The sequence below is a fragment of the Thermodesulfobacteriota bacterium genome, from assembly GCA_040754335.1.
GTDB lineage: Bacteria > Desulfobacterota_D > UBA1144 > Nemesobacterales > UBA2774 > 2-12-FULL-53-21.
The window spans coordinates 301,459-320,288 of record JBFMCV010000003.1; the positions used below are offsets into that span (position 1 = coordinate 301,459).

The window sequence follows — 18,830 nt, forward strand, 5'->3', positions numbered from 1 at the left end:
GCCGCACTAATCCGTTAACGCTTCATTCAGCCACATAAATATCAAGCATTTCATCCCGAACGCCGACTCGGGAGCACCACATTCCTGTGAACCCGGGGGAATCGTTATTGAAGTATAATTAGGGGCAACGGCATATAGGCCATTTTGCGAACAAGGTGGCGAATAACAAAAAATTGATTTAGGATAAGAGCTGGCAAGCTAGCCAGGGAGGGTGGGATATGGAGTATCCAGGAGGTTCCAAGAAGGTCTCGACGAGGGCTACCGAATCGAAAAAAGACGGTATGGACGCCGCCCGGGAAAAACCCGTCACGTATGAAACAGATACTTCCGCCGGAGGGTGCGACAGGCGGGAATTCCTTAAGAATGTCGGCAGGATAACAGCCGCAGGAGTTGCAGTAGGCGGCATCGGATTAACGCCGCTCCTTCAGGGATGCAACGATTCAGCGGGGGGTCAGGATTTCGACTGTGAAATCGGCCCTCAAACGGGTCACGCGCGGGCCGATACCGCTTTTAAGGTCAGGATCGATGCTGCCGAGGCCGAGAGGAAAACACGCATTCCCGACCACCCCTGCAACGGGGATGAATCCATCTACCCGAACAAGATCGGAAATTTCACTAAGGGACTCCCGCACAACGAAATAGGCGAGGTGGATATCGATTCGTACGATGCCCTCATCGGCGCGATCGCAACGGGAAAATTCGAGGATTTCGAGCTGCTCTCGGCAAACGGACACCTCGGATGCCCTGACCCGTCACGCAGGCGCAGATTGGTTAACCCGCAGGCGGGATACGCGTTCGATCTCGAGGGAACGGATTCGCACCAACTCTCCATGCGCGCAGCACCGGCGTTCGACAGCGCCGAGGAGGCGGGAGAGATGGCCGAGCTCTACTGGATGGCGTTGCTGCGCGACGTAAATTTCCTCGATTACGGCAGCAATCCCATAGCCCAGGCTGCCGCCGACGACCTGTCGGGATTCTCCGACTTCCGCGGACCGAAGGAGAGCGGCATAGTCACGACAGGGACCCTCTTCCGGGATAAATTCCCGGGCTGCACCGTAGGCCCTTACATATCACAGCTCCTCCTCAAGGATTGCCCCTTCGGCGCCCAGTTCGTCGACCAGCGCATACAGACGACGACCGCGGTTGACTTCCTCACCGACTTCGAATCATGGCTCGACGTGCAGAACGGCTGCCAGCCGCTGTTGTCACAGGAACCGGGCGGCCTCGTATTCTGCAGGAACGGGCGCGACCTCTCGCAATACGTCCACATCGACGCGCTTTATCAAGCTTATTTCGTCGCGTGCCTGATCCTTCTCTCAAACGGAGTGCCGCTCAACATAGGCAACCCATACGGCCAAACACCTGAGCCGGGCTACGGGACGCCGTTGCCACCCGGCGTGAACGGAGCGCTCGCACAGGTCGGGTTCGGCACTTTCGGCGGCCCGCACATTCTCGCTTTATTGACGGAGGTGTCGACGCGCGCGCTTAAGGCCGTCTGGTACCAGAAGTGGCTCGTGCACAGGAGACTCAGGCCCGAGGAGTTCGGCGGGCGGGTAGAAGTAGTGCGTCTGGGGCAGGCCGACTATCCGATAAACGGGGAGCTTTTCGACTCATCGGTGCTAGGCGCAGTGTTTGACAGAACCGGCAATTACTTGCTGCCGGTCGCTTTCCCCGAAGGCTCCCCCATGCACACTTCTTACGGCTCGGGACATTCCACCGTGGCCGGCGCGTGCGTTACGATCCTTAAAGCGTGGTTCGACGAATCCGCCGTCGTTGAGAACCCTGTCGTCCCGAGCGCGGACGGGTTATCTCTCGTCCCGTACGAAGGGCCGCCGCTCACTGTCGGAGGAGAGCTCAACAAGCTCGCATCCAACGTCTCTCAGGGGCGGAACATCGCGGGGGTCCACTGGCGCACCGACGCAACGGAAGCGAATCTGTTGGGGGAAGCCGTCGCCATAAGCATACTGAGAGACCAGAGGGCGACATACAGCGAGCCCTTCGGCGGATTTACGTTTACGAAATTCGACGGGACTACGATTACGGTGTGAATTGGAGCCGTAAGCTGCCCGGCTGAGCGGGCGGGACACCTACTCCTGGAACTTCCACTTATCGGCCGCTACATTCCCTAAGGGGGTTCAACTCTACCCAATCAAAACCCCATATTACTGGATAAATTCAATTTATAGATTAATACATCGACGAATATCTAATACATGATCACACCGCCCACAACCCCAAAAAGCCCTCCAGAAGCACACTTTTTACCCTCAACCACGCAAGCCTTGAGCCCTCCTGATCCAGGACCATAATCTTTAATCGTGCAAGGCGGTTCTTCGCCGACGCACACAGTTTTGCATTCGACAGGGTATCCCGAACATGTCATACACTTTGCGGGCGCTCCGTGACCGTCACATCCGGTTCCTTCGCCTCCACTAGCCCCGAACATTCTTGCCATTTGTTGATCGGTATCAGGTGGCAGAGGAACAGGCCATACCCAATCTATCAAATATGAATCACCAACGTCACTCGCATCTCTTGAAAACCTTGTCGCATCTACAGCGCCCTTCATACACGCCAAAGCTGCGGTGTTTTTATCCTGGGACAAGTCAGATTTTCCAATCTCGAGTGACTTAAATGCCCATCCTCCTTTCGCATCATTTTCGAATCTATACTTCATTTCTATTGTTCCATGGCCCTGAACTCGATCCCAACAAGTTTTGAGCTTTGGTAATACCTCGCTAGAAAAATACTGATTGATTCTCTTTTGTGCTGCGATGGACTCCTGGAGATTGCCTCCTTCCAATTCCGGTGAAGGTTCTACTGCCGGTTTGTTGCATGAAAATGCTGCGGAAAGTATGAATAAAATGAATGCTACACCCACGCAAGACATTAATTTCCCTGCCAAGAAATTGAAAGTTTTATTATTAAGGAGTGACATGGACTTAACCTCCGTTTTGTTGGTTTATTATTTAGATCCGCCCTTCTTATTAAGTCTACTGCGACCTGATTAAAGGCTTTTCAAGGATACTATTTATGACTTCTGATTAATAAACCGGGCTAAAAATTACTGATTATATCTGATGGTATACCAAGTTTATTTTTATTTCAATAGATTACTGATATGCAATGTCCTTTCCTGCCAATAATGGAAAGGTTTAATGAAGCCAGATTAATCCCTCAACCTCTCCAGTCCGTATAACCTTACCCCTAGGATGGTATTTTGTTCTGTTACACTCAAAAGGGTTGTTGAGCCTCAATGGTCCCGTAATAAAGGAATGGGCAGGGAGGTAGGCAAACCCTCTCCCGAGCGCGGACGGGTTATCACTCGTCCCGTACGAAGGGCCGCCACTCACGGTAGGGGGAGAGCTCAACAAGCTCGCATCCAACGTCTCACAGGGCCGTAACATAGCTGGAGTCCACTGGCGCACCGACGCAACGGAAGCGAATCTGTTGGGGGAAGCGGTCGCCATAAGCATCCTTAGAGACCAGAGGGCGACATACAACGAGCCCTTCGGCGGATTTACGTTTACGAAATTCGACGGGACTACGATAACTGTGTGAATTGGAGCCGTAAGCTGCCCGGCTGAGCGGGCGGGACACCTACTCCTGGAACTTCCACTTATCGGTCGCCACCTTCCACTGCCCGTCCTCAACCACCATTTCAACAGTTCCCGTCCCCTGCGATCCGTCAACGCTGCCCTTGACGCTCAGCTCGGCCGATGTATCGGAGATATTGGTCGTGACGATTTCGATTTCCCTCGGATGCATGGACTGGGCAAGATCAACGACCATGTCCGCGGTCTCGTCGTCGAGCTGATCGGCGTTCTCTTTTAATATCAGTTTCTTTACCGCGGGTATATCTCCCGACATAAGCGCCTTGTAATAATCCGAATAAGCCGCCGCTGCTGGCGAGCCGTCCGCTTTTATAGTTACCTCGACCGGGGTTTTCTGTTCGGGCACCCCTAACGCCGATTTAAACTTAACGTCGAAGGAGAACGTATAATCCGAAAACGTGTTCTGTCCGGGAGTCGACAGACGACCTTCGATCACCTTGCTGTCGAGCTTGTCGACTTTAAGAACCGCATCACCCAGAGTGCCAAGCTGCCCTCCCCAGGATTGGTCGTAGATGGCGTTAAGTCCCGAAACCTGCCCCTTCGTCTCCTTCGATATCGTAACAATTATTCCGTGGACCTTCCCGTCCATGGCTAGTTGATTCAGCCCGAAAGGAACGTCATCCTTCGCAAGGGCAGTGTCCGTAAGCACAAGTATTATGTCCTCGGCACTTTCATCTGCATAAGAGTATTTCATCTGATAGGTCTTACCGTTAGCGGTCATCGTTCCTGCGGCTGTGCCTTGCGCCTCATCACCCGCGTAAGCAGGAGTCTCAACCCCTGAAAACAAAAAGGACGATAAAAATATAGAGATTATGAAAGCTCCTGATAGCAGATTCATTTCTCTCTTCATGGCTCGAACGGTCCTCCTGGCATTAAATCTGCCTAATATAATCACCATTCGTTATCGAAGTCAATATTCTTTCCTCAGAATGCCTGTCTTTCGGCGGATTCACGTTTACGAAATTCGACGGGTCAACTGTAACGGTTTGAATTAGTGCTGCGACCTGCTTCTTGGTCGCGCGGCCTATAAACAAAAAAGGGAGCCTAAGCTCCCTTTTTGTACGTATTTTCAATTCACAATGAAACTTACGCCGTTACTTTTCTTCTTCTGAGAGCGGCGAACAATCCGAAGATACCGAGTATCCCGGCCATGGCTATGAGCCCCCACTCAGATAGTGTAGGTATAGGACGTGAAATGGAATCAGAACCGCCGGTGCACTGATTGAATGCTCTGTTAACCACTTCGTACCATGCCAGTATTTGATCCGGCGTGTTCGGTGCGCCTTCCAGGCAGCAATAGTCCCAGCCTATAGCGTTTACAATACCTTCGCCGAATCCGGCAGTAAACAAAGCCACGCCCGTAGGTCCGCTATAAATCACAGTACCAGGAGTGTTGCTGTAGGCGGATGTCAAGTCAGCCGCAACCAGGTTTGACGGACCGCCTTCGAAAAGAGTGCCCACTGCACCCGACTGAATAGCGAACGTATCTACCACATCTTGAACGTCCGTAACACTCACACCATAGCCGAATGAATTATTGAGAAATTCATCCTCGCCCTGGGCGTGACTGCCTGTGACTATAACGCATCCTCCGCCGCTGACGTACTGATTGAATAATGCGTAAGACTCAGGTGACAAGGATTGAATACTCTCCGATACCACAATCGCATCGAATGAGCCGAAATCCCCATTGAATACATTTTCGACGTTGCCATCCGTAAGGGTAAGGGAGGTTATTTCATTCTTACCCCTCGCTGCAAGGTACTGGAGTGTGCTGGGAAACGTGCCGAATTCAAAATTCGGAGTACCCCAGAAATCGACATCATGGCTCGTCCCGAATTTTATGAAATCAAGGGCATAGGACGAGCTTGATATGCTCAATAAAAGAAAAAACAGATAGACAGCCGGATTTAATCTTTTCATGTCCATCCTCCTCAAAGAATTATTCTAATCTGTCGAAATTAATATACTTTGTCTAATTCCGAACAGGAGACAAAGTGATCCCTTACTTCAACTTTAGAAAGGAACGTCTCAATCCCTGTTTAGTACGTGAACAGGCTGCTCTATGCGTTTAAAAATCTTGCCGATATTATAACCGGAATCCGGGGACAGGGTGCTCGCGAGCAAGACACCGTTCGCCCAGTAGAAACCCGTCTCTCCGGCCGGCAGCAGATCATATACGAAACTGCCGCGGTACCGGACATGCTCTATCGATACGATCGTCGAGCCGTCCAACATATCGCCCGGACATAAATCCGCAATTCTGCCGTATTCCGCAGTCGGATGAGTTGCTGATACTATAAGCTCCCTGCCGTCACTTAAAACCAGGCGGCGGAGATCATAACCTTCCGCTCCCGATAATTTCATTACAAGCTCGACGGGCTCTATCACCTTGTTACCGGCCATATCCAAAGTAAATACGACCATTCCCGTTCTCAATTCGGACACGGGTATATTGCCTTCGGGGGCGGAGATCAATGTATCGTATGTGAGGCAATTTGAAGGAAGATTACTCTGGGCATTGGCCGTAGTAAGGTTCAGTTTTTGGTTAAGCATCATGACAGATAAAACAGTCGGTATGATAAACGCGCCCTTTGTAACCTTCTCCAGGAACTCTCGTCTATCCGGGTTAACGTTGTCCAAAAAATTCTTTTCACTCATGGAACTATCCTCCGCGGCATGTGAATTTAAGGAATATCTGTTTCTCATTATATCACGCCCGTTTTCTCCCGCAAAGAGCTGATTCCGGCTGCCAGCTTGCCTCAAGACACAAGGCTTGAGAAAGCTGTGCCAATGTCCTTTACGGGATTACCGCGATAAGCAAGGACTCGAGCATCCCGTAAATTTCTGGGCAGGGAGGGAGTCGAACCCTCACGAGCGTGAGCCCAACGACTTTTGAGGCCGTCGCGTCTGCCGGTTCCGCCACCTGCCCTGTTGAACAGGAACATTATTATTCTCTGCATTGTATAAAGAATCAATAGTATTTCCGGAATTTGACCGCTCGTATATCGAAATCCGTTTATCAGATTAACGATCCGCCCTCTCTCAATGCAGTTGACATCAGATGCTCTTCATGTAACATAACGTTTTCATTTGATAATATCTTGCTTTTGAATAAGCGGAGGAGAATTTCACAATGATAGTAGTAATGAAAAGCGGCGCTTCAAAGGAGCAGATTCAGAAAGCGATATCCACGCTCGACGAGCTCGGATATAAAGCGCACCTGATCGAAGGGGTTTTAAGGACCGTCATAGGAGCGGTCGGGGACGAGAGAGGCAAGCCGCAGGACGTAGAAGCACTGAGCGTTCTCGAAGGGGTCGAGAAAGTCGTCCCGATACTCCAGCCCTACAAGCTCGCGAGCCGCGATTTCAAGCCGGAAGATACGCATTTCAAAATAGGGAACGTGCTGGTCGGGAGCAACAACATTCCCGTGATCGCCGGACCGTGCTCCGTTGAGAGCGAAGAGCAGATAATGGAAATAGCGAAGGCGGTAAAAGCGTCGGGCGCGAGCATGCTGAGGGGAGGCGCGTACAAGCCGAGGACCTCGCCTTATACCTTTCAGGGGATGGGCGTAGAGGGACTGAAGCTCCTGGCGAAAGCGAGGAAGCTCACAGGACTCCCTATCGTAACCGAGATCCTCGACCCGCACGACCTGGACGCTGTCGTCGAATACGCGGACGTCCTGCAGATAGGCGCGAGAAACTCCCAGAACTACGCGCTCCTGAAACAGGTGGGGAAATCGAAAAAGCCTGTGCTCCTGAAGAGGGGCATGGCGACTACTATCATGGAATTCCTGATGTGCGCTGAATATATCCTCTCGGAAGGCAACGAAAACGTCATCCTGTGCGAGAGGGGTATCAGGACGTTCGAGACGGCGACCAGAAACACCTTCGACCTCAACGCGATACCTGTGCTCAAGGAAAAGACTCACCTCCCGATATTCGCTGACCCCAGCCACGGCACGGGTTACTGGCAGTACGTCACGCCGATGGCGCTCGCGGCCATCGCTGCCGGGGCGGACGGGCTGATCATAGAGGTCCATAACAATCCTGAGGTCGCTATCAGTGACGGGGGCCAGTCGCTCAAGCCCGCGAAGTTCGCTGCATTAATGGAAAAGGCGGCGCCCGTCGCCCGCGCTGTGGGAAGGGAGATATAGCTCAGGTTTGTAGGTTTTAGGTTTTTATAAGAACCCTCTTGCCTTCCACCCTTATTTTATCTTCGGCTACGAGTCTTATCGCTTCGGGATAGAGCTTGTGCTCTTCCCCGTGCAATCGTTCGAGAAGGCTCTCCTCCGTATCGTCATCGAGCACAGGCACGACCGATTGCAGTATTATGGGGCCCGTATCCACGCCCTCGTCAACGAAATGAACCGTGACCCCAGTGTATTTCACGCCCGCCTCGAGCGCCTGCCTCGCGGCGTTGATACCCGGAAAGGAGGGGAGAAGTGCAGGATGTATGTTGACGATCCGGTTCTTATACGCCTTCACGAACAGAGGTGAGAGTATCCTCATGAACCCGGCGAGGGCTATCAGGTCAGCCCCGTAGGGCTCGATGACATTCAGAACTTGAGCGTCGTATTCTTCCCGGCTGCCGTATCTCTTATTATCGAGCACCTCGCATGGTATCCCGTGTTTTCGCGCACGCTCGATGGCATATGCATCGGGATTGTTGCTGAAAACGAGGGCGATATCCAGTGACGGGATACTGGCGTCGATAATCGCCTGGAGGTTCGTGCCCGTTCCCGATACGAATACCGCGAGTCTTGTCTTTTTCAAGTGCGATTGCCCCTTTAGACGCAAATACCGAAACGAGGAAAATAGTACACAAAGGGCCGTCAAAAACAATTAACTATAAACGGAGAAACTACATGGAGTTGATTTTACAGGCGGGCCGGAACCGAAATGGCAAAAAAAAAGAACCAAGGCAGCTTCCTACTTTCCCACCCCCGTACAGGAGCAGTATCATCGGCCTCGAAGAGCTTAACTTCCGGGTTCGGAATGGGACCGGGTGTGACCTCTTCAGAATTACCACCTAGATTCTGCATTATAAATTACACAAGATTCTGGGCGTGTCAAGGGGGGCGGGTTGAATACGGACAGTAAAAATGATTAAATTCTCCTTGATGGACGAATTAATAAAAGGGTTTACGGATTCGCTCAACAGGAGGGAGACCACGAAGGAGACCTACAGGAAAGCCCTCCGGGAGTATTCGAAATGGCTGGGCGGCACCTCGCCCGCGGTGCTGACCCCTGAGGACATACAGCGCTATAAAGATTACATTCTGTCGAAGGAGCTGTCGTCCACGTCCATGTCGGCGTACCTGACCGCCGTAAGAAGGTTCTACGATTACATGGTCGCGACCGGGAGAGTAAAGGAAAACCCGGCCAGGAAGGTCAGGGGCGCCCCCCGCCCGCGAAGACACCTGACGGACCCGATCTCGCGGCGGGACGTCGCCAGGCTCGTTAGCGCGGTCGATACGTCGACGCCCCTCGGGCTGAGAGACGAGGCGATACTCAGTCTAATGGTAAGAGCCGGGCTGAGCGAGATAGAGATCGTGAGGCTTAACCTCGGGGACTTGAAATCGAAAGCGGGCAGCAAGGTGATTTACGTCCAGGGGAAAAGCAAGGACAGAAAGGACGAGTACGTGACGCTCACGCCCGCACTCGAAGAAACGCTCATGAGGTATATCGACGAACGAGGGGAATCGGCTCCCGACGAGCCGCTGTTCTGGGGTGTGGGCAACAGGGCGGTGAGGGAGAGGATCTCGACGCGCGGTCTCCGGGCTCGGATAGACCACTATTTCGAAAGCGCGGGGATCAAAAAAAAGGGTATAAAGCCCGCTAGCCTGAGACACACGGCCGCAATGCTCGCCATAGAAGAAGGCGCCACGGTCTCCGAGATACAGCGCATGCTGAGGCTCAAGACTACGGAATCGGCGCTTCAATATTTCGAGGAAGCGAAAGAGTTGATGAGGAAGTTATAGAAAGTAATGATGCCGGCGTTCTTGCTGAGTGAAGAAAACCCTCTCCGGTTACGCCTTCTCCAGATAGCTCTTTATCGGATAGACCCGCCCCGCCCTTTTCAGCTTCTTTATCGCCTTTACCTCGATCTGCCTTATCCTCTCGCGGGTTACCTTGAATTCGTGCCCTACTTCTTCGAGCGTATGCTCCTTCTCGTCGTCTATCCCGAACCTGAGCCGCACGATGCTTTCTTCTCTCGTATTCAGCACGGACGAGAGCGCGTTGTTTATTATCTCCTTGAGCTCGCTCATCTCGAGCACCTTGACGGGCGAGGTGGTATTCGAGTCCTCTATGAGGTCGACGAGCTTGCTGTCCTCCTCATCGCCGATCGGTGTTTCGAGGGAGATCGGGTCCTTCGAGATCTTGAGAACACGGGCGACCTTGTCCGACTGCATACCGACCTTGTCGGCTATCTCTTCGGGCAGCGGCTCGCGCCCGAGCTCCTGGACGAGAAGCCTCGAGGTCCTGACGATCCTGTTAATGGTCTCGGTCATATGCACGGGTATCCTGATGATCCTCGACTGGTCGGCAAGTGCTCTCGTTATCGCCTGTCTTATCCACCAGGTCGCATAGGTTGAAAATTTATAACCCCTGTTGTATTCGAATTTCTCGACCGCCCTCATAAGCCCCATATTGCCTTCCTGAATGAGGTCGAGGAACGGGAGACCCCGGTTTATATACCGCCTGGCGATGCTGACCACGAGGCGGAGATTGGACTCAATGAGCTTCCTCCTCGCCCTGTGAGTCATCTGCTCGCCGAATTCTATCCTGCTGAGCGATTTCTTGAGCAGGCCGGCATCGGTATCCGGATCGGCGAAAAGCTCTTCCGTGCTCCCTTTCTGGGCTTTCCTGGAATTAGGCTGAGGGGATTTTTTCCTGCTCTTGAGGGATTCGAGCTCGCGCCTCTTTTTTTCGAGCCTCTCGATATGGTCCCTAGCGACGGAGAGCATCCTGTCCATCTGGGCGCCATTCAGATTGATATCTTCGAGGTAGACGAGCATCCTGCCGTTGTTCTTTTTTATTTTCTCGAGGAGGATTTTCTTTTTCCTGAGCGAGGCCGAGCCGAGCTCCTTCTTCGCCTGACCGTTGTCTTCGTACAATTTATTTAAGGCGATTAATGAATTCCTTATTCCGAGCTGGACTTCCTCCTCCGCGGAATTGTCGGCATCGTCGAGCGCGTTCGTGATGTCCCTTACGTTCAGGCTCCCTTTCTGGATCTCGTCGCCGAGCCTTATTATCTCCCTCAGCATGAGGGAAGACCCGAGAATCGCTTTGGCGACGATCCTCTTTCCTGTCTCGATCTCCTTCGCTATTCTTATTTCCTGCTCCCTCGTAAGCAGCGAATGGTCCGCTATTTCGTGGAGATAGAACCTGATAAGGTCGTATTCGTTGGCGTTCTCCCTGGCGTCATTCAGATTGAAACCGTATTTTACCGTGCTTTCCTGGACCTCCTCTTCTGCGAACTCGGCGTCGTCCGGCTCTTCGGCGAAAACGCCTTCATCGTCAAGCTTGTCGTCTTCAAGCGATTCGACAATTGGACCGGAGACCCCTTCGTCATCAACTATTTTCATATGAAAACCGTCTTTTTTCTTGTTTCGCATGGGGTTTTCCTCTTCCGGTTATTTTTGTTTCATTAAATCCGTGTATTCAGTCAATAGCCGCTTTTCAAGCTCTGCATCCTTATTCTTCACGGCATCGCTTATGCCGAGTCTGAGCGATTTTAATCTTTCATCGAGCTTGACGAGTTTTAATTTTCTGATACAGCTCGTTATCATCTTACCGGCGGTATCCCTGTCGGAAACACCTGAAGAAGACATCAGGGCCTCGGAAATCAACCCCTGCGCAGCGTTGCCCTGGAACGAAAGGAGAAGCGTGGACACGTCGTAAACTCCGTTGTTAATAATTTCCTCTAAAATGGACCTCACATCCTGATTGGTAACAAACGCGGCCCAGTCCTCTTCCGCGATAACCCCGGATAGCTCCGGGAACGTGATGAGGATATTGAGGAGCAGCTTTTCATGGTTGTTATGCTGCCTAACGGCTCTCACGCCGCCCGTCTTCCCCTGCCCCTTTCCAAGCCTGACCAGCGACAATACCTCGTTTTCCCTGAGCCCGAGCTTTTCGGCTGTCTTTCTTATATAACTGCTTCTGAGTATCGGGTCATTAACTTTTACAAGCACATCCGATATTTCTTTCACGCCGCTGTTTAAGGTTATCTCCCCTTTCCTGTATTCACCCACGGTATTTTCAATATAAAAATCGAGTAAGGTCGGCGATTCGTCTATCAGCTTGTTAAACTCATTCTTACCCTTGCGCGCGAGGAAAGAATCGGGATCGTCGCCCTCCGGAAGAATGACCACGCTCGGGAGAAGTCCTTCCTCGAGGAATATGTCGAGCGACCTGACCGCAGCTTTGATGCCTGACTCGTCTCCGTCAAAAACTACCACTATCCTGTCGGTGTAGCGCCTGAGCATAACCACGTGGTCCCTCGTGAGTGAGGTCCCCAGCGTAGCGACCGCATTTTTAATACCGGCCGAGAATAGAGAGAGGAAGTCCGTATACCCCTCGACGATGATCGCCCTTTTATTTTTTCTTATGTGGTCTTTCGACCTGTCGAGGCCGTAGAAGTTTTTTCTCTTATGATAGATATCGGATTCCGGGGAATTGATATATTTAGGCTCGTCGCTTTCCACTATCCTCCTTCCTCCGAACCCGATTACCTTGCCCTCTACGTTGCAGATCGGGAAAATAATCCTGTTCCGGAACCTGTCGTAATAACCGTCGCCGCCCTGCTTCTTGACGATGAGCCCCGCCTTTTCGGCAAGGGGGAGGGGTATCTTATGCTTCTTCAAAAATTTCACGAGCGCATCCCAGCCGTCAGGCGCATAGCCGAGCCTGAATTCCTCGACGACATGAGACGGTATGTTTCTTTTTTCGAGATATTCTCTCGCAGCGCCGCCCTTCCGGCTTTCCAAGAGAGCCCGATGATAAAAGCCAGCGACCGCGGAGTTGATTTTTAAGAGAGTGCCCGTCCGGGAGGCGCCTTTAACGGGAGGAGCGCTTTTTTCGATTGCGATATTCGCGCGCTTGGCGAGGTCTGAAACCGCCTCTGGAAACGTGAGGCCGTTATACCTCATGTAAAACCCTAATATGTCGCCGCCGGCGCCGCAGCTGAAACAATGGAACAGGCCTTTTTCCTCGTCAACGTGCATCGACGGATTGTGATCGTCGTGAAAGGGACAAAGCGCCACGTAACCCTTCCCGGTTTTTCTAATAGATGTGTAACCTTCAATGAGGTTAATAATACTCAACCTCCTCTTTATTTCTTTAACGAGGAAATCATTGTTAAAATTTACCATCTATCAGTAATTCAAATTTTAAAGTGAAACTCGGATTCTCAAAAGAAAGGGCTCCGACCCTGGAACCACGGAATATAGAATACAAAGTAGTGTCCCCCCTACCGGTATCAATATACGATATGTATTTCTATAAAGAGCTAGTTCTTTCTAGAACGTTTTATTACGCGCTTTTTAGCGGCGAACAGTTTTTTCTTTTTCCTCTCGCTCGGCTTTTCGTAATATTCCCGCCTCCTTACTTCGGACAGTACACCGCCCTTCTCGACCTGTTTTTTGAACCTTTTAAGCGCGCTGTCGATGCTTTCGTTATTTCCGACCACAATTCCCGGCATAAAAACTCCTCCCGAATATAAGTGCTCTAAATAGAGAAAACTAAAGGATTCGCAATAGATTGTCAAGTACACGCGGCACTTACGGTCCGCAGCCTCATTTTTTCTCCTCCCTGCCTTCGAATACGCCTACTCTTCGCAGATTTTCCTTTATCCTCTTCTCCTCTTCCGCCGGGTCCGGGCGTTCGCGGTCGCTCTCGTCCTCCTGACGATGCTCCTCGAACCTCCTTACCCATGAATCACGCTTTTTCCGCACATCATCTATGAGTCCCATAAGACACTGCCTCCTTGGAAAACAATAACGTAGAATGAATACTATCTTTCACTTATCTCGCTTCCCCGCGTCAAGACGCTCGAAACCGGTACTATATCCACCCGGCCGCCGATCTCGGGGAGCGTCTCCGTGAGGGCCTGAACGGTGCTCGGATACGGATGGCATATGCCCACGGCGTAGCCGTTTTTCCCGGCGATCACGACGAGCTTTTCTATTTGAGATTTCACATATGCGGGGTCTTTCGACGAATTATCTAAAAATACATCCCTTTTCCCCGTTTTCACACCCATGTCCAAGGCCGTTTTATATCCGACGCTCCCGGCCGAGGTCAGACTGTCTATAAAAAAGAGACCCCTCCTCTTTATCTCCTCGAGGACTACTTCCACGAGCTCCTGGTTTTCCATGAACTTGGAGCCCATGTGGTTGTTGACGCCTTTGATGTCGGGGACGGATGATATGTTCTTGTTGAGCTTGGCGAGCACGGCCTCCTTGGGCAGGCCCACGAGGAGGGCGTCCTCGCCTGCGTCGGACCCCATATACCCGGACGACTCCATTGGCTCCATCGGGAGGTGGAGCATGACGTCCCACCCTTTACGGCCTGCCGCCTCGGCCGCATATTCGGAATAAGGGAGGTTTGGAAGAATGGCGAGCGTGACGGGGGCCGGAAGCCGGACGAGCTTATCGACGGGCTCCTTGCTCATCCCGATGTCGTCCACTATTATTGCGACCCTGGGCTTGAATGCGTCCGATTCCGTGCCCGCGCTTTTACCGGCGGGCTCGGCCGGCTTCCCCGGCTCCCGGGCGCGTTCGATTTCCTTGCCCTCGCGCTCTTTACCGGTTCCCTCTTCCTTCTCTTTTACCACCTTTGCAGGGGGCGCCTTTTGTGAGGGCGGCTCGAATTTTATGACATGGGTTTTGAAGCCGCTCATCCTCAATTCCGCTGTGAGCGCGCCGTCCGGGCCTTTGAACGCGAACTCGTATGATTTCCCGGCCGGAAAGGATTTCTTGAATACGCTCTTTATCTCTTTGCCGTCGATTCCCTCAGGCGTGCTGACTGTTATGAGACTCGACTCCCACTTTACGCCGCCCTCGGAAGTTCTTAAAGTCTTTTTCGACTTTACGTCCTTGGCGGATATGCCGAGGTCGAAGAATGCGCCCGCGATGATGCGGTCGGCCTCCTTCACGAGCCCGCTCATTTCCGCAGCAGTTACCGCGCCGGGCCTTTCTTCGGCAGGTATGTTCTTTTTTAGCTGATAGAGACCGTAGAGGCCGAGAGCGAGTACAGCAAAGAACGCGAGCGAGTAGGCGAAAGCCCTGACCGCATTTCTGTTCCTTTTACCGCTTTTTCTCTGTGGCCTTCTCGATTTGCTGTTCCGCGTAGATTTCGGCAAAAGAAGGGCGCTCCCTAGCCCTTGGGAATTGTCTTATCTGCTTCGGAGGAGTTTAGCAAGTTGATCGCGCTTTCGAGCTGTTTGTCCTGATCCTTCGTATTCTCGATCTTGATATCCGGGGTTACGCCCACTTCGTTGATGGACCTCCCGCTCGGAGCATAGAACTTGGCTGTCGTGAGCTTGAGACCCGATCCGTCCTCGAGTTTTATTATGGTTTGAACCGACCCTTTCCCGAAGGTCTTCGTCCCCAGTATGACCGCGCGCTTGCTGTCCTGAAGCGCTTCCGCAACGACTTCAGACGCGCTCGCGCTCCCGTCGTTTACCATCACCACGACAGGGAACGTCTGGAAGCTCCCGTTCCTGGTCGCGTAGTATTCCCTCGTTTGGTCAGGCGTCCTCCCCCTTACGCTCACGATTAGGCCGCTGTCTATAAACTCGTCCACGATATCAATGGCCTCGGTCAGGAGCCCGCCCGGGTTGTTCCTGAGATCGAGGATCAAGCCGCTCAGCTCTTTTCCGTTCTGTGACTCGAGCGCTGAAATCGCATCCCTCATTTCCTGTGAGGAGCGGTCCTGAAACTGGGTGAGCTTTATGTATCCTATGCCGTTTTCAAGGAGCTGGGCTTTCACGCTCTTTACGACGATCTTGTCCCTTATGAGCGTTATGACCCTAGGCTCCGCTTCGCCAGCCCGCCTGATAGTAATCTTCACAGGCGTCCCGCTCGGGCCCCTCAAAAGCCTGACCGCCTCCTGCACGACCATGCCCTGGGTGGATTTGCCCTCGATCCCTATGATCTGGTCCCTGGGTTTTATGCCCGCTTTTTCGGCGGGACTTCCCTCTATGGGCGTGATAACGGTAAGCACTCCGTTCTCCTCGGAGACCTCCATCCCGACCCCGCCGAATTCCCCGGATGTGCCTATCTCGAGCTCCCTGTACCGCTCGGGGCTCAGGTATGTCGAATAAGGGTCGAGCGTCTTCAGCATGCCTTCGATCGCGCCGTTGGTGAGCTTTTCGGGATCGACCTCTTCCACGTAGTTCCTTTCGACGAGATCGAGAACGCGCGTGAAGTTGGAGAGCCCTTCGTATGTCGAGTCATCCGCTATTGCCGGAACGTAATTGAGCAGCGTCAGAGCCAATATGACCGCCAGGGTGTAAATTCTTCTCATTTCCACGATAGCATTACCTCTTCAATAGAGATTAACCAAACATGCTTTAATCGGCAACCCGGATCCGAGCGGCGACAGCGCACGCAGAGCCTTAAACTCCTGAACGGTAGCGCCGGTATTGGGGCGGACATAAAAAACTTCACGCCGTTTTTATTCGTGAGCCGGAGAATATGAAATCGAATCCGTCACGAGCCTGATTCCGCGTCCTGCCGTGCCTCCGTACGGTCCCGGAGTCAAGGGTCTTTCCGCCAAATCCGGTATCTCCCGAATAATCGGTTATTCTATCGTGCCGTCTTTAAAGGATATTTAGACGATAAAGCCGGATCAGACCCCTGCCGTCAGCGCCTTTTTCCCTTTTTCCGTCATTCAATAGGCGGTCACCGGCACGTGCGCGATGAAACCGGCGACCGCGCGCGATTTGAAGAGTCCCTTAGCTTGATATAAATTAATCGGGGAGAAGAGTTATGTTTGAAATGGTCGTTACCGTCCTCAGCAGGTTCGTACAGAGCTACACTTCGGTCGTGCTCCAGCTTTCGAAGGATTGGTTCATCCTTTTCAAAATACTGTTCATACCGGTCTCATTCTATATATACTGCCTGACATTCCTCGTGATAGTCACGGTGCTGCTCATTGTCGTCATTATCGCATTCCCGCTGTCCTTTTTCTCGAAACTGATGTTCAAACAATAAGTCCCGGCTGTTTGTCAACCAGGGCGGGGTCGATACCGGCTTTGTTAACGAAGATGAGGTGATATACTTTAAGGGTTTATGAAGGGGAAACTGGAATCACTCATAGACAGGGAAAATCTCCCTTCTCACATTGCGATAATAATGGACGGGAACGGGAGATGGGCGAGCAACAAGAACCTCGACAGGATCAGCGGACACAGGGAGGGAATGAAATCCGTCCGCGCGGTAGTCAAGGCGGCAAACGATCTCGGCATCGGCTATATCACGCTATACGCATTCTCCGCGCAGAACTGGAAGAGGCCCAAGAGCGAGGTCGACGCCCTCATGGAGCTCCTTAAACACTATCTCCTCAAGGAGCGCGGCAAATTGATCGAGAACGGCGTCAGGCTGAACGCTATTGGGAGGCTGGAGGATCTCCCGAAAGCGGTATCCGAAGTGCTGCGTGATACCATTGAAATGACGAAACACGGCCGCGAAATGACCCTCACGCTCGCCCTCAGCTACGGGGGGCGGGAAGAGATCGTGGACGCGGTCAGAAAAATCCTCACAGACGGCGGGACGTCCCCCGAGTCCATAGACCAGTCCGCATTATCCCGATTCCTTTACACGGGCGACATGCCGGACCCCGACCTCCTGATACGCACGAGCGGCGAGATGAGGCTCTCCAATTTCATGCTCTGGCAGATCGCGTACGCGGAGATCTACGTTACCAGGACGCTCTGGCCCAACTTCAGGAGGAGGCATCTAGTAAAGGCCATCCTCAATTACCAGAGCCGTGAGCGGAGGTTCGGACTCACCGGGGAACAGGTGAAGAAAAGGGAAGCGATTTGAAGAATATCTCCATACTCGGATCCACGGGTTCCATAGGGAAGCAGACCCTCGAAGTAATATCCCGGTATCCAGAAAGATTCAGGGTCGTGGGACTTTCAGCGGGGGAGAACATTGAGCTCCTCCTGGAGCAGATACGGGCGTTCAGGCCCGAAGCCGTGTCGGTGAAGGACGTAGAGCTGGCTGAGACGCTCCGCACACGGATCGGGGATCACACGGTCGAAGTCCTGTGCGGCACCGAAGGGGCGAGCGGGATCGCGGCTCACGATTCGAACGACATGGTCGTATCTGCCATCGTGGGGGCTTCGGGACTCGTACCAACGCTCTCGGCTATAAAAGCCGGAAAAGACGTGGCGCTCGCGAACAAGGAATCGCTCGTCGTCGCCGGCGAGATACTCACGGGCGAAGCGGAAAGGAAAGGCGTCAGGATAATACCGGTCGACAGCGAGCACAGCGCGATATTCCAGGCGCTCGAGACGTGCGGCAAGGAATACGCGAGGAGACTCATAATAACAGCTTCAGGGGGGCCTTTCCTGAATACGCCCGCGGATGAGCTCAGCGGCGTCACGGTCGAGGTCGCACTCAACCATCCGACATGGAAGATGGGAGACAAGATTACGATCGATTCGGCAACGCTGATGAACAAAGGTTTCGAGGTGATCGAGGCCAAGTGGCTGTTCGGATTCGATCCGGAGCGCATAGCAGTATGGATACACCCGCAGAGCATCATACACTCTATGGTAGAATATATAGACGGGTCGCTGATATCGCAGATGAGCATGCCTGACATGAGGATTCCGATAGCATACGCGCTGTCCTATCCCGAGAGGATGTTCATGAACGGGCACAGGGTAGTGCCCGAAAACTTCCGGGAGCTCACGTTCAGGGGAGTGGATAACGAGAAATTCCCTTCGATATCACTCGCGTTCAGCGCTCTCAGGGAGGGGGGAACGATGCCCTCAGTGATGAACGGGGCGAACGAGGTGGCAGTAAGAGCGTTCCTCAAGGGGGAGATAGGTTTCACGGACATAGTAAGCACCGTCGAAAAGGTGATGAGCGTCCACCAGTCGAGACCCGCGCAGTACCTCGAATCAGTGCTCGAAAGCGACGCATGGGCCAGAGACAAAGCCCTCACATTGATCAGAAACCAGGAGAATTAGAAT

17 protein-coding genes, 1 tRNA gene, 1 rRNA gene and 1 pseudogene are annotated in these 18,830 nt (G+C 52.7%); 7 read left to right on the plus strand and 13 right to left on the minus strand.

The features are described from left to right. Positions 1 to 218 precede the first annotated feature (218 nt). A complete protein-coding gene (locus AB1598_07720; protein MEW6144888.1) occupies positions 219 to 2,048 on the plus strand; it encodes a vanadium-dependent haloperoxidase in 1,830 nt (609 codons plus the stop codon). Between the two features lie 158 nt (positions 2,049 to 2,206). On the opposite strand, the gene AB1598_07725 is transcribed toward AB1598_07720, so the two are convergent. Further along, positions 2,207 to 2,938, minus strand: a complete 732-nt coding sequence (locus AB1598_07725) for a hypothetical protein (GenBank protein MEW6144889.1) — start codon at positions 2,936 to 2,938, stop codon at positions 2,207 to 2,209. Positions 2,939 to 3,306: 368 nt separating this feature from the next. On the opposite strand from AB1598_07725, the pseudogene AB1598_07730 reads away from it, so the two are divergent. Further along, a pseudogene (locus AB1598_07730) lies at positions 3,307 to 3,561 on the plus strand (phosphoesterase). A 39-nt stretch (positions 3,562 to 3,600) separates the two neighbouring features. On the opposite strand, the gene AB1598_07735 reads toward AB1598_07730, so the two are convergent. From AB1598_07735 to AB1598_07750, 4 genes are all read right to left on the minus strand, one after another. After that, positions 3,601 to 4,464, minus strand: coding sequence for a hypothetical protein (locus AB1598_07735; GenBank protein ID MEW6144890.1), 864 nt, complete (start codon positions 4,462 to 4,464; stop codon positions 3,601 to 3,603). Between the two features lie 236 nt (positions 4,465 to 4,700). Beyond that, on the minus strand, positions 4,701 to 5,537 hold the full coding sequence (locus AB1598_07740) for an IPTL-CTERM sorting domain-containing protein (protein ID MEW6144891.1): 837 nt from the start codon (positions 5,535 to 5,537) through the stop codon (positions 4,701 to 4,703). Positions 5,538 to 5,645: 108 nt separating this feature from the next. Beyond that, positions 5,646 to 6,275, minus strand: a complete 630-nt coding sequence (locus AB1598_07745) for a Hint domain-containing protein (GenBank protein ID MEW6144892.1) — start codon at positions 6,273 to 6,275, stop codon at positions 5,646 to 5,648. A gap of 187 nt (positions 6,276 to 6,462) precedes the next feature. After that, positions 6,463 to 6,546, minus strand: a tRNA-Leu gene (locus AB1598_07750). A 204-nt stretch (positions 6,547 to 6,750) separates the two neighbouring features. Between AB1598_07750 and aroF the strand changes: the two genes are divergently transcribed. Beyond that, entirely contained in the window at positions 6,751 to 7,770 is a 1,020-nt protein-coding gene (gene aroF / locus AB1598_07755; GenBank protein ID MEW6144893.1) for a 3-deoxy-7-phosphoheptulonate synthase, read from the plus strand. A gap of 16 nt (positions 7,771 to 7,786) precedes the next feature. On the opposite strand, the gene purN is transcribed toward aroF, so the two are convergent. Together purN and rrf are read right to left on the minus strand one after the other, a co-directional pair. Beyond that, the gene (gene purN / locus AB1598_07760; GenBank protein ID MEW6144894.1) at positions 7,787 to 8,389 is read right to left on the minus strand and encodes a phosphoribosylglycinamide formyltransferase; all 603 of its coding nucleotides are present in this window, start codon (positions 8,387 to 8,389) and stop codon (positions 7,787 to 7,789) included. Between the two features lie 143 nt (positions 8,390 to 8,532). Next, positions 8,533 to 8,649, minus strand: a 5S ribosomal RNA gene (rrf, locus tag AB1598_07765). A gap of 69 nt (positions 8,650 to 8,718) precedes the next feature. On the opposite strand from rrf, the gene AB1598_07770 reads away from it, so the two are divergent. Then, positions 8,719 to 9,597 (plus strand): tyrosine-type recombinase/integrase, encoded by an 879-nt coding sequence (locus AB1598_07770; GenBank protein ID MEW6144895.1) that lies wholly within the window; start codon positions 8,719 to 8,721, stop codon positions 9,595 to 9,597. A 48-nt stretch (positions 9,598 to 9,645) separates the two neighbouring features. Here the strand turns inward: AB1598_07770 and rpoD are convergent, their stop codons facing one another. From rpoD to AB1598_07800, 6 genes are all read right to left on the minus strand, one after another. Then, complete coding sequence (rpoD, locus tag AB1598_07775) at positions 9,646 to 11,205, minus strand: RNA polymerase sigma factor RpoD (GenBank protein ID MEW6144896.1); 1,560 nt, start codon at positions 11,203 to 11,205, stop codon at positions 9,646 to 9,648. A gap of 48 nt (positions 11,206 to 11,253) precedes the next feature. Further along, complete coding sequence (gene dnaG, locus AB1598_07780) at positions 11,254 to 12,993, minus strand: DNA primase (GenBank protein ID MEW6144897.1); 1,740 nt, start codon at positions 12,991 to 12,993, stop codon at positions 11,254 to 11,256. 137 nt (positions 12,994 to 13,130) lie between these two features. Beyond that, a complete protein-coding gene (gene rpsU / locus AB1598_07785) occupies positions 13,131 to 13,322 on the minus strand; it encodes a 30S ribosomal protein S21 (GenBank protein ID MEW6144898.1) in 192 nt (63 codons plus the stop codon). Between the two features lie 94 nt (positions 13,323 to 13,416). Then, a complete protein-coding gene (locus AB1598_07790; protein MEW6144899.1) occupies positions 13,417 to 13,593 on the minus strand; it encodes a hypothetical protein in 177 nt (58 codons plus the stop codon). A gap of 41 nt (positions 13,594 to 13,634) precedes the next feature. Beyond that, complete coding sequence (locus AB1598_07795; protein MEW6144900.1) at positions 13,635 to 14,984, minus strand: divergent polysaccharide deacetylase family protein; 1,350 nt, start codon at positions 14,982 to 14,984, stop codon at positions 13,635 to 13,637. A gap of 14 nt (positions 14,985 to 14,998) precedes the next feature. Next, positions 14,999 to 16,150 (minus strand): S41 family peptidase, encoded by a 1,152-nt coding sequence (locus tag AB1598_07800; protein MEW6144901.1) that lies wholly within the window; start codon positions 16,148 to 16,150, stop codon positions 14,999 to 15,001. 464 nt (positions 16,151 to 16,614) lie between these two features. Here AB1598_07800 and AB1598_07805 point away from each other — a divergent pair, with 464 nt between their 5' ends. The 3 genes from AB1598_07805 (at position 16,615) to AB1598_07815 (ending at position 18,827) form a co-directional block, all read left to right on the plus strand. Beyond that, positions 16,615 to 16,839, plus strand: coding sequence for a hypothetical protein (locus AB1598_07805; GenBank protein ID MEW6144902.1), 225 nt, complete (start codon positions 16,615 to 16,617; stop codon positions 16,837 to 16,839). Positions 16,840 to 16,917: 78 nt separating this feature from the next. Beyond that, positions 16,918 to 17,670 carry an isoprenyl transferase gene (locus tag AB1598_07810; protein ID MEW6144903.1) on the plus strand — a complete coding sequence of 251 codons (753 nt, stop codon included), beginning with the start codon at positions 16,918 to 16,920 and terminating at the stop codon, positions 17,668 to 17,670. After that, a complete protein-coding gene (locus tag AB1598_07815) occupies positions 17,667 to 18,827 on the plus strand; it encodes a 1-deoxy-D-xylulose-5-phosphate reductoisomerase (protein ID MEW6144904.1) in 1,161 nt (386 codons plus the stop codon). Before AB1598_07810 ends, AB1598_07815 begins: the two co-directional genes overlap by 4 nt. The last annotated feature ends 3 nt before the right edge of the window (positions 18,828 to 18,830 follow it).